Origin of the sequence: Flammeovirga pectinis (assembly GCF_003970675.1) — a bacterium.
Lineage (GTDB): Bacteria > Bacteroidota > Bacteroidia > Cytophagales > Flammeovirgaceae > Flammeovirga > Flammeovirga pectinis.
The window spans coordinates 3,765,074-3,777,466 of record NZ_CP034562.1 but is presented as its reverse complement, the minus strand read 5'-3'; the positions used below and the strand labels follow the sequence as shown (position 1 = coordinate 3,777,466).

9 protein-coding genes are annotated in these 12,393 nt (G+C 33.5%); 5 read left to right on the top strand and 4 right to left on the bottom strand.

The window, feature by feature from the left end:
- Positions 1 to 54: 54 nt before the first annotated feature.
- Both EI427_RS15260 and EI427_RS15255 read left to right on the top strand, forming a co-directional pair.
- Positions 55 to 2,226: a S9 family peptidase gene (locus tag EI427_RS15260; RefSeq protein WP_240655314.1), complete on the top strand. Its 2,172-nt coding sequence runs from the start codon at positions 55 to 57 to the stop codon at positions 2,224 to 2,226.
- A gap of 176 nt (positions 2,227 to 2,402) precedes the next feature.
- A complete protein-coding gene (locus EI427_RS15255; RefSeq protein WP_126616230.1) occupies positions 2,403 to 2,882 on the top strand; it encodes a Dps family protein in 480 nt (159 codons plus the stop codon).
- A gap of 151 nt (positions 2,883 to 3,033) precedes the next feature.
- Here EI427_RS15255 and obgE read toward each other — a convergent pair whose 3' ends face one another.
- The 4 genes from obgE to EI427_RS15235 form a co-directional block, all read right to left on the bottom strand.
- Positions 3,034 to 4,140, bottom strand: a complete 1,107-nt coding sequence (obgE, locus tag EI427_RS15250; protein ID WP_126616227.1) for a GTPase ObgE — start codon at positions 4,138 to 4,140, stop codon at positions 3,034 to 3,036.
- Positions 4,141 to 4,450: 310 nt separating this feature from the next.
- Positions 4,451 to 5,023, bottom strand: a complete 573-nt coding sequence (locus EI427_RS15245) for an adenylate kinase (RefSeq protein ID WP_126616224.1) — start codon at positions 5,021 to 5,023, stop codon at positions 4,451 to 4,453.
- Positions 5,024 to 5,161: 138 nt separating this feature from the next.
- Positions 5,162 to 5,692, bottom strand: coding sequence for an RNA polymerase sigma factor (locus EI427_RS15240; RefSeq protein WP_126618439.1), 531 nt, complete (start codon positions 5,690 to 5,692; stop codon positions 5,162 to 5,164).
- 149 nt (positions 5,693 to 5,841) lie between these two features.
- On the bottom strand, positions 5,842 to 7,620 hold the full coding sequence (locus EI427_RS15235) for an ABC transporter ATP-binding protein (RefSeq protein WP_126616223.1): 1,779 nt from the start codon (positions 7,618 to 7,620) through the stop codon (positions 5,842 to 5,844).
- A gap of 335 nt (positions 7,621 to 7,955) precedes the next feature.
- On the opposite strand from EI427_RS15235, the gene EI427_RS15230 reads away from it, so the two are divergent.
- The 3 genes from EI427_RS15230 (at position 7,956) to EI427_RS15220 (ending at position 12,232) form a co-directional block, all read left to right on the top strand.
- Complete coding sequence (locus tag EI427_RS15230) at positions 7,956 to 8,474, top strand: MarR family winged helix-turn-helix transcriptional regulator (protein ID WP_126616221.1); 519 nt, start codon at positions 7,956 to 7,958, stop codon at positions 8,472 to 8,474.
- Positions 8,475 to 8,557: 83 nt separating this feature from the next.
- Entirely contained in the window at positions 8,558 to 10,966 is a 2,409-nt protein-coding gene (locus EI427_RS15225) for a 3-hydroxyacyl-CoA dehydrogenase/enoyl-CoA hydratase family protein (protein WP_126616218.1), read from the top strand.
- A gap of 87 nt (positions 10,967 to 11,053) precedes the next feature.
- Complete coding sequence (locus EI427_RS15220) at positions 11,054 to 12,232, top strand: acetyl-CoA C-acyltransferase (protein WP_126618437.1); 1,179 nt, start codon at positions 11,054 to 11,056, stop codon at positions 12,230 to 12,232.
- Positions 12,233 to 12,393: the final 161 nt, after the last annotated feature.

The following is a 12,393-nucleotide window of genomic DNA, read 5'->3' as shown; positions in this document are numbered from 1 at the left end:
CACAAAAAATACAAATCCATTAACACTTTAAATAGTTGTGATTTTTTGAGTTGTATGATTACTCTAATTTTAAATGTAAATAATTATGTTTTAGCATTAACAATCGGAAATAGAAATGTATTTTTGTGCCCTATTGATGAAATAAATATGAATAAAAATATACAACCCCCAGTTGCTCTTCAAGAGCCGAAGGTATTAGAAATGCATGGTGATAAGCGTAACGATCCTTATTATTGGATGCGTGATCGTGAAAATCAAAATGTGATAGATTACTTAAATGCAGAAAACAAATATTTAGATGATGTTATGTCTGAACATAAATCATTTGAAGAGGAGTTATTTGAAGAAATTAAAGGGAGAATTCAAGAGAAAGATGAAAGTGTTCCTTATAAATCTAGAGGATACTTTTATTATGTTAGGTATGAAGAAGGCGGAGAATACCCAATTTATTGCCGTAAAAAAGAATCACTAGAGGCAGAAGAGCAAGTGATTATTGACGCCAATATTGAAGCAAAAGATAAAAAATATTACAAAGTAGGAGGACTATCTATTGGTGAAGATACCAATATGATGGCATATGCTGAGGATATTGTAGGTAGAAGAATTTACACAGTTAGATTTAAAAATATAGCAACAGGAGAAATTCTTACTGATATATTAACTGATACATCTGGTGATGCAGTTTGGGCAGCAGATGGTAAAACAGTATTCTACACTACACAAGATGCCGAAACTTTACGTCCAGATAAAGTATGGCGTCATACTCTAGGTACTGATCAAAAGGACGATGTATTGGTTTATGAAGAAACGGATGAAACGTATTGGATTGGAGTTAGACGTTCTAAATCACGTAAATATTTAGTAATCGATGCAGGTTCTACGTTAACAACAGAAACTAGAATCTTATTAGCAGATAACCCAACTGGAGAATTTGTTCCTTTTATTCCAAGAGAAAAAGAGCACGAATATAGTGTATCTCATTTTGATGGCTATTTCTATGTAGTAACCAATTGGGAGGCAAAGAATTTCCGCTTAATGCGTGTTGCAGAAACTGCAGATACTACCAATAAAGCCAATTGGGAAGAAGTGATTGCACATAGACCAAATGTGTTACTAGAAGGGTTAGATATCTTTAAAAAATACTATGTATTAGAAGAACGAAGTAATGGTTTAGTTCATATTCGCATTATTAAATGGGAAGACGGAAGCGAGCATTATTTAGATTTTGGAGAAGAAACGTATAGTGCGTGGACAGGAACAAACCCAGATTTTGACTCTGAAATATTAAGATATGGCTATAACTCTCTAACAACCCCTTATTCGGAATATGATTACAGTATGACGGATAGATCAAAGGTTTTACTAAAGCAACAAAAGGTTTTAGGGAAATTTGATTCGAACGATTACGAGGCTAAAAGACTATACGCAACTGCAAAAGATGGAGTGAAAGTTCCTATATCAGTTGTTTATAAAAAAGGTCTTGAATTGGATGGAAATGCGCCAATGTATATGACGGGTTATGGATCTTATGGTATATCTTATGATGTAGCCTTTAGTCCATCTCGTATTAGTTTAATGGAAAGAGGGTTCGCTTTTGCCATTGCTCATATACGTGGAGGAGAAGATTTAGGTAGAGCATGGTATGAGGATGGGAAGATGCTTAAAAAGCAAAATACTTTCGATGATTTTATTGCATGTTCTGAGTTTCTAATTGAACAAAAATATACATCATCAGAAAAGTTTGTGATTAACGGCGGAAGTGCTGGTGGTTTACTTATGGGTGCTGTTATGAATGCTCGTCCTGATTTGTATAAATATATTATTGCGGATGTTCCATTTGTAGACGTAGTGACTACAATGCTAGATGATACTATTCCTTTAACAACAGGAGAGTATGACGAATGGGGTAACCCTAATGAGAAAGAATATTATGATTATATGCTTTCTTATTCTCCATACGATCAGGTTAAGGAAGGAGCATATCCACATTTACTTGTTACTTCTGGTTTACATGATTCGCAGGTACAGTATTGGGAACCTACAAAATGGGTAGCCAAACTTCGTCAAGAAAATACAAGTAATAACTTCATTTTCTTAAAGACAAATATGGAAGCGGGACATAGTGGTGCTTCTGGTAGATTCCAAAGATTTAAGGAAGTAGCCTTTGAATATGCATCAATATTTGCAATTGTTACTCCAGATAAAATGCATAAAATAGATCGTTAATAGATCAATTAATAATGATATAAAAGGAAGTTATTGAAAGATAGCTTCCTTTTTTAGTTTAATACATATAGATTATATCTATTAAGATATAGATTTTAAGTATTTTTACCTATAATTAAAAACCTCCATATTTGTAATGTAATCAAAAGGAAAAACTTAATAAAAACATTACAATCATGAATACAGCAACTTTAAATATTATCGGAATAGATGCAGAAACAGCAAATAGCCTAGCTGCAGATTTGAATACATTATTAGCAAACTTCCAGCTATACTATCAGAATTTGAGAGGCTTACATTGGAATATTCAAGGTAGAAATTTCTTTGAACTGCACGCTAAATTTGAGGAGTTATATACTGCAGCAAATGATACTGTTGATGAAGTTGCAGAACGTATCCTAACATTAGGTGCTCAACCACTTCATACATTATCAGATTATTTAGAAACGGCAGAAATTAAACAAGGTAAAAATATCACAACAGATAAGACCTCTGTAGAGTTGGTAGTAGACAACTTATCTACATTATTAAGAATAGAAAGAGTTGTTATAGAAAAAGCAGCAGATGCAGGAGATGAAGGTACTGTAGCTTTATTATCAGAATTAATTAGTACGCAAGAAAAAACAATTTGGATGCTTGCTGCATGGTTAAAGTAAGTAATCATCCATAACCGGTCATTTCATTTCATATTAAAAAATTGTATAGCACAGAGAAGTTTATACAACTTGAATAAACCTCTTTATATAAAAATAGCCTCAATAATTAAGTTTATTGAGGCTATTTTATTTATTGAGAAAAGAAGAAAAATTACTTTTCCTCTTCGTCATTATCTAAGTCTATACGATCCTGATATGGATTGTAATCAGTTGGTATAGTAGATTTGTAATCTTCTTCAACAAAGTCAGGTTCTATTTCTTCGACACCTTCGTTAATTGCATCCCAAAGCATATCTTTTAAAACAGGAATACCCTTTTGGATGATAGAAGATATAAATACGTAAGGAACATCATTAGGTAATGTTTCTTGGATCATTTCTTCTAATTCATCATCTAGCATATCACTTTTAGTAATTGCTAATACTCTGTTTTTATCTAATAACTCAGGATTGTACTTTGTCAATTCATTTACAAGTATCTGATAATCATGAGCAATATCTTCGCTATCTGCAGGAACCATGAATAGTAGTACAGAATTTCTTTCGATATGACGTAAGAAACGAATACCTAAACCTTTTCCTTCTGCAGCACCTTCAATAATACCTGGAATATCAGCCATTACAAACGAACGGTTATCTCTATAAGAAATAACACCTAAATTAGGTACCATTGTAGTAAATGGATAATCAGCAATTTCTGGTTTTGCAGCAGATAATGTTGATAATAAAGTAGATTTACCTGCATTAGGGAATCCTACTAAACCAACATCAGCCAATACTTTAAGTTCTAAAATTACCCAATCTTCTTGGCAATCTTCTCCAGGTTGTGCATATCTAGGAGTTTGATTTGTAGAAGTTTTAAAGTTTTTATTACCTAAACCACCGCGGCCACCTTTCATTAAGATTACTTCTTGACCATCTTCGGTAAGCTCACAAATTTTTTCACCTGTTTCTGCATTTTTTGCAATTGTACCAAGTGGAACTGGAAGAATAATATCTTCACCTTCTGAACCACTTTTTCCAGTACCAGAACCAGAATCACCATTATTACCGTGAATATGTTTACGGTATTTTAAATGAAGTAAAGTCCAAAGTTGTTTATCTGCTTTTAAGATAATATGACCACCACGGCCACCATCACCACCATCAGGACCACCTTTTGGTACGTGCTTCTCTCTACGGAAAGATACCGCGCCTGCGCCTCCTGCTCCAGAGCGTGTAAATATTTTTACGTAATCTATAAAATTTGAAGATGCCATATTTTTTCTGCTTAATTGCTTAAATAGACTTCAAAGTGATTGAGAATGCACAGGACAATTTGCATTATGCACGGTTCACATTGTAGCCGAATTACAAAGTTAGAGAAAGAACTTTATTGATTGGGTGTATATTAACAACTGATTGGAATAAGTAATCAATATCTACCTAAATCTTCTATATTATCGAATAAAACATTGATAATAAGTTGATTTATTGTTCTATAAAGTCAATCTATAACATAAAAAAAGAGGTATTGATCGAGACCAATACCTCTTTTGTAACGCAAAGTTACTAAAAGTTTCTTTCGAATTATAAAGAATCAACCGCTGTACATAAGTTACCGAAGATTTCTTCGATAGAACCTACACCACTAATTGATTTTAATTTACTTTGAGCATCATAGAAATTAGCTACAGGAGCTGTCTTATTTTCGTATTCTTTTACACGAGCACGAATTAAATCTTCATTTCTATCATCTGTACGACCAGAAGTTTCGCCACGTTTTAAAATACGTTTTGTTAATTCCTCTTCGTCTACATCTAAAGCAACCATTCCTGAAACAGAAATATCGTTGCTTGCCATTAATTGATCAAGAGCTTCAGCTTGAGCAACTGTACGAGGGAAACCATCAAAAATAAAACCGTTACCAGATTTATTTGCTTTGATTTTAGAATCGATCATACCAATTACTACCTCATCTGGAACTAATTGACCTTGGTCCATAAGTTCTTTTGCTTTAATTCCAAGTGGAGTACCCGCTTTAATTTCACCACGTAAAAGATCTCCAGTAGAAAGGTGAAGAAGTTCATACTTCTCTTTAATCATGTCTGATTGTGTTCCTTTTCCTGCACCTGGAGGGCCAAATAATACGAGATTGATCATAGTAATTTGTTTATTTGTTATAATAAAAATACTGTAAGCAGAGGTTTATTAAATCTCTGAATGCCAAAATTAATAAATTGTTGACAACAAACTAATGATATCGATCGCTATTTATCTTTGATTTAAAAAGGGGGTGAGTTATACCGAAATGTCAAGATTTTTTCTGAGTATGCTTAAAGCTTTACTCATTCTTTTTTCTATTGCTTTAACGCTTATACCTAAACGTGAGCTTATTTCATTATATGTTAAACCTTCAATACGGTTCATAAGGAAAACATCTCTACTTTTATCAGGTATAGTGTTTATAGTTGATTGAAGTTTATCTTCAAACTCAGAAAGTTCCATTTTAAACTCTGGGTTTGTTTCAGATTCTCCATCAGCTTTACTATTCTTTTGTTGAAATTGTAAAACTACTTTTCCATGCTTTATATGATTTAAAGCAAGATTATTTGCAATAGTATATAGATAGGTTTTGGCGGTATCTAGAACAACTTTACTACGAGACTCCCAAAATTTTACATAAGTTTCCTGAGTAATATCTTCCGCTAGGTCAATATCACCAAGTTTATAGTAAACAAAACTTTTGATACTCTCATAATATTTATCAAAGAGTTCTCTAAAAGTAGTTTCTGTAATCACTTGAGTTTTATTTTGATCGTTGAATGTCACTTTAACGCAGTTGTTAATAGAATTATCTATATCTAAAATACGATTAGTATATGAGATATTCACTAATAAAATGGGTTTACTTACTTCTTGATGTTAACGGGTAATTCGTTAAGATGTAACAAATCTAAGAAGTTATTTTTAAATATTTGCTAATTTGATGATTTAGATTGTTGGTCAAATAAAGATTTATAATGACCTTCTATAGTAAGTAATTCATTATGAGACCCTTGTTCTAATATTTTACCTTCATGCATAACAATAATTTTATCAGCTAATTTTGCCGAAGACACCCTATGTGAGATAATTATTGATGTTCTGCCTTTCATAACAGTTTGTAAATTGTTAAGAATGGCATTTTCTGTTTTTGTATCAATAGCAGAAAGGCTATCGTCTAATACAAGAATTTTAGGAGTACCTAAAATAGCTCTAGCAATAGTAGTTCGTTGTTTTTGACCTCCTGAAAGAGTGATACCTCTTTCTCCAACAATTGTATCTAAACCATATTCCATTTGTTGGATGTTTTCCCATAACCCTGCATTTTTTGTAGCAGTGATAATTTCTTCATCTGTTGCATCACTTTTAGCAAATGCAATGTTATTCTTTAAAGTATTAGAGAATAAGAAAACATCTTGAGGCGCCATATTTATCTGTGATCTAACATCATGCAGGTTTAATTTTTTAAGATCTTTACCATCTATTAAAATTCTTCCTTCTGTAGGATCATATAATCTTGCAATAAGACTTGCAATTGTACTTTTCCCGGATCCTGTTGTTCCAAGAATAGCTAAAGTTTTTCCAGCATTAATCTCAAAAGATAAATTATCAAGTGCTTTTATGCCAGAATCAGGATAAACTAATGTTACATTTTCAAATTTCACATCACCTTTAATATCAAAAGAGTCTTCTGTAGGAGATGTTATTTCTGGTTCAATATTTAGAAATTCATTGATACGCTTTTGAGATGCAGCAGCTCTTTGTACAATACTTGTTACCCAACCTAAAGAGGTGACAGGCCAAGTTAAGAGAGTTACATACATAATAAATTCAGCAATAACTCCAGGTGTAATAGCACCTTCGCCCACTTCAATACCACCAACGTAAACGGTTAAAATTGTTGATAAACCAATTAAAAATAACATTAATGGATAAAATAATGAGTTTACTTTGGCCAATTCTAATTGCCTATCTTGGTATTCATTTGCTGTATCAGTAAACTTAGATAATGATTCTTTCTCTCTTACAAATGCTTTAATCACTCGAATACCAGAGAATGCTTCTTGAACAAATGTAGACATTGTAGAAAGTTGCTGCTGAATCAATTCTGATTTCTTATTTATAATATTATTTACAAAATAGATACTAATTGATAACAACGGTAAAGGCAATAATGCCCAAAAAGTTAACTTCACATTAATACTCAACATTAATGAAATAGTAAGTACAAAAGAGATCACCATATTGATACTGTACATAATTGCAGGACCAAGGTACATTCTTACTTTGCTTACATCTTCAGAAATTCTAGCCATTAAATCACCTGTGTTGTTTCTACGATAAAAACTAAGAGATAACTTCTGGTAGTGTTCGAAAATATCATTCTTTAAATCAAATTCTATCAAACGCGACATTACAATTATTGTCTGTCTGACAAAGAATAAGAAAATTCCTCTTAAAAATGCCATCAATACTATAATCCCTCCATAAAGTAAAACCACTTGGAAGAAATCATTTATATATTGATCATAAAAAGCACTCTCTTGTAAAACAGTTTGTGTTTTTAAAGTGTCCACTACTAGGTCTAATGCATACCTTACAACTTGCGCCGGGGCAATGGCAAAAATATTGGATATAATCATGAAGACTACTCCCAATGAAAGCCTAAAACCGTATTTGAGTATATATTTATTAAGATAAGCGAGTTCTTTCATTCTGCTTTTATCTGTAAGTTTCTATGATTGATAATGCTAAAGGTTGTTCACACAACAAAACTACTCACAAATGTAATTAAATGTTTTGAAGCATCCTTTAAAAGACTGTATTGTGATAGTTCTTTTATGATTTATACAAGTTTTAAAAATAATTTTTATAAAAACTTTTTCAAAAATGTTATGCATGCATACTAAATATTTCTATATTTGATCATGAGATGAGCAAATTGTTATTAATCTGTATTCTAAATTCTCTGAATTTTGACTCAGTATACAACTATTCATCCAAGCGATAAACACACACACAACACACATCACAAAATTATCATGAATGCATGGGAGAGTTACGCAAATCTGAAAAAAAGAAACAGTCGATAGATTTAAGTATTAAAGCAACTTGGTTAGGCATTTCTAAAATGTATAACCTATTAGGTGCAGATTTTGATATTTCCCATTCTATTGGTTTCGTATTGTTAAATATCGATCCAATTGAAGGTACTCCAGCTACTAAAATAGCCCCTTTAATGGGAATGGAAGCCAGAAGTTTAACGCGTATGCTTAAAAGCTTTGAAGAAAAAGGATTAATTGAACGTGTAGCTGATAAAACAGATAAGCGTAAAGTTATTATCCGTCTTACAGATTTTGGGCAAGCAAAGCGTGAAATGTCAAAACAAACCGTAAAAGTTTTTCAACGTAGGGTAGAAGAAAAAGTATCTGAAGATGAGTTAGGTGTATTTTTTCATGTAATTGATAAAATCAATGAAGTGATAAGAGACCCGAAAGGTCAGATGTTTGATGAAATACGGGATCGTTTGAAAAGCTTTGGAATTACAGAGGAGAATGTTCCTAAGTAATTTTACGAGTGACTTTATATAAGTCTAAAGACTCGATTCAATTTAGAATACACATAAAATAACAACACAAAATCGGTAAACCGATGAAAAACAGAACTATCAAGAAAGTGGCGGTTTTGGGTTCCGGAGTAATGGGATCTAGAATTGCATGTCACTTTGCGAACATTGGTGTAGAAGTTTTACTTCTTGACATCGTACCTCGCGAATTATCAGAGAAAGAAGCGGCCCAAGGTTTAACGCTTGAAACTAAATCAGTTCGTAATAGAATTGTAAATGATGCTTTAAAATCGGCATTAAAATCAAAACCTGCACCCATTTTCAAAAAAGGAATTGAGCGCTTGGTTTCTACAGGTAATTTTACTGATGATATGCCAAAAATCTCTAAAGTAGATTGGGTAATCGAAGTAGTTGTAGAAAACATCGATATCAAGAAAATTGTATTTGAACAAGTAGAGAAATACCGTAAACCTGGTACTTTAATTACTTCTAATACATCTGGTATTCCAATTAAATTTATGTGTGAAGGAAGAAGCGACGACTTTGTTAAGCACTTCTGTGGTACACACTTTTTTAACCCCCCACGTTATCTAAGATTATTAGAAGTTATTCCTGGGCCTAGTACAGACCAAGATGTTATAGACTTCTTAATGCATTACGGTGATGTTCATTTAGGAAAAGAAACTGTTTTATGTAAAGATACCCCTGCATTTATTGCCAATCGAATTGGTGTATATGCAATTATGTCGGGCATGCATACAGTTCAAGAAATGGGCTTAACAGTAGGTGAAGTAGATAAATTAACGGGCCCGCTAATTGGTAGAGCAAAATCTGCAACTTTCCGTACAATGGATGTTGTAGGTTTAGATACTACAGTTAAAGTTTCTGCTGGTTTACATGCAGGATTACCTAAAGATGAATCTAAAGAACGTTTTGTTCTTCCGAAAATTGTTAGCGAGTTGAACGACCGTAAATGGTGGGGAGATAAAACAAAACAAGGATATTATAAAAAGACAAAAGACGAGAAAGGTAAGAAAGTTATTCTTGAACTTAATCTAGAAACTTTTGAATATGGCCCTAAAACAAGAGCTAAATTTAAAGCTGTAGAAGCAGTAAAAGATAACGATAATTTAAGAGAACGTTTACCGATTCTTTTAAATTTTGAAGATAAGGCAGGAGAATTTTATCGTAAGACATTCTTTGATATTTTCCGCTATTGCTCTAATCGTATTCCAGAAATTGCAGACGAACTTTTCAGAATTGATGAAGCAGTAGCTGCAGGTTTTGCATGGGAGTTAGGTCCTTTCGAAACTTGGGATATTCTTGGTGTAAAAGAAACTGTAGAAAAAATGGAAGCAGCAGGTGAAAAACCAGCAGCTTGGGTATATGAAATGCTAGAAGCAGGTCATACATCATTCTACAAAAATGAAGACCGTAAACGTCTTTATTATGATATCCCTTCTAAATCTTACAAAGTAGTTCCAGGAACAGAATCTCTAGTAATGTTAGAAACATTAAGAGGAGAGAAAGTTGTTTGGAGTAATCCAGGTGCTACTTTATTTGATATTGGTGATGGCGTACTGAACTTAGAGTTCCATACAAAAATGAATGCCTTAGGAGGTGAAAACCTTGAAGGTGTTAATACTGCAATTGCTATTGCTGAGGAGCAAGGATGGAAAGGAATTGTTATTGGTAATGAGTCTGCAAACTTTTCTGCAGGTGCCAATTTAGCAATGCTCTTTATGTTTGCATGTGATCAGGAATATGATGAAATCAATATGATGATTGCTCAATTCCAGAAAACAATGATGAGAGTAAGATACTCATCAATTCCTGTTGTAGCAGCAACTTCTGGGCTTGCACTAGGCGGTGGATGTGAATTATCTATGCATTGTGACGCAATTCAGGCTCATGCAGAAACGTATATGGGACTTGTAGAAGTTGGTGTAGGTTTAATTCCTGCTGGTGGCGGAACAAAAGAAATGGCTTTACGCGTTTCTGATTCGTTTAGAGCCGGAGACCCAGAATATAACCGTTTACAAGATGCATTTATGAGTATTGCTACTGCTAAAGTAGCAACATCAGCAGAAGAAATGCGTGATATGGGCTTTATGAACGCTCATTCAAAAGTTACATTAAACAGAAAACGTGTAATTGCAGATGCTAAAACACGTGTGTTAGAAATGTCAGCTTTAGGATATGCTCAAGCAAATCAAAGAAGAGATATTAAAGTTCAAGGCCGTGGTGGTATGGCATTGTTTGAAGCAGGTGTAGCAGGTATGCAATATGCACACTGGGCATCTGAACACGATGCGAAAATCGCTCGTAAATTAAATTATGTGATTAATGGCGGAGATTTATCAGCGCCAGCTTACGTATCAGAACAATATTTATTGGATCTAGAGCGTGAAGCATTCTTAAGTTTATCTGGAGAGAAGAAGACATTGGAGCGTATCCAAAGTATCATCTTTAAAGGTAAACCATTAAGAAACTAAATCTTTTTTTAAAGATTATTAAAAGAATTGATCACATAAAATACAAACATGCTAGGAGTAAAAAACTCCTACCAAACTTTAAGAAAAATGGAAGCTTACATTGTAGCAGGATATAGAACAGCTATCGGCAAGTCGAAGAAAGGGGGATTCCGCTTTACTCGTCCTGATGATTTAGCAGCAGATGTTATTCAACATCTAGTACAGAGTGTTCCAGCTTTAGATCCAACAAGAATTGATGACCTAATTGTAGGTTGTGCAATTCCTGAAGCAGAACAAGGTATGCAAATGGCAAGAATGATTTCATTATTGGCTTTTGCACCAGATAATTTAAAAGTTCCAGGTGTTACAGTAAACAGATACTGTGGTTCTGGTGTAGAAACAATCTCTATGGCTACTGCTAAAATTAGAGCAGGTATGGCAGATTGTATTATTGCAGGTGGTACAGAATCTATGTCTATGGTTCCTATGATGGGATACAAGACAGGTTTGAACTATAAAATTGCAACAGAAACACCTCAGTATTATTTAAATATGGGGTTAACTGCCGAAGAAGTTGCTAGAGATTACGGTATTGACCGTGATGAAGCAGATGAATTTGCAGTAAACTCACATAATAAGGCTTTAGCAGCAATTAAGGACGGAAAGTTTAAAGATGAAATTGTTCCTATTACTGTAAAAGAGACTTATATAGAAGGTGATCGTAAGAAAACAAGAGAATTTATTGTTGATACAGACGAAGGTCCTCGTAAATCTGATGTGGCAGGGTTAGGCCGTTTAAAAGCAGCCTTTAAACAAGGTGGTCAAGTAACTGCAGGTAACTCTTCACAAACATCAGATGGAGCAGCTTTTGTAATGGTGATGTCAGAAAGAATGGTGAAAGAATTAAAACTTGAGCCAATTGCAAGAATGGTATCTTATGCATCTGCAGGTGTAGACCCAAGAATAATGGGTATCGGACCAGTAGAAGCTATTCCGAGAGCATTAGCACAAGCAGGTTTAAAACTTTCTGATATAGATCAGGTAGAATTGAACGAAGCATTTGCAGCACAATCATTAGCAGTATTAAAAAATATTGATCTTGATCCTAATATTGTAAATGTAAACGGTGGAGCTATTGCATTAGGGCATCCACTAGGTTGTACAGGTGCTAAATTATCTGTACAACTATTTAACGAAATGCGCAGAAGAGACCAGAAATATGGAATGGTAACAGCTTGTGTCGGTGGTGGCCAAGGTGTTGCAGGTATTTATGAGCTATTAAAATAATTAATTGATGCTCTAAAAGTAATCAATTTTAAATGCTATCAGGTGAAGCTACTTCTTTCGGGGAGTAGCTTTTTTTATGCCGAAAATTGAATATAACATCTAGCTTTATCAATTATATTTTTTGATTAAGTATTTGATCATATGTTATATTGAATGGAATA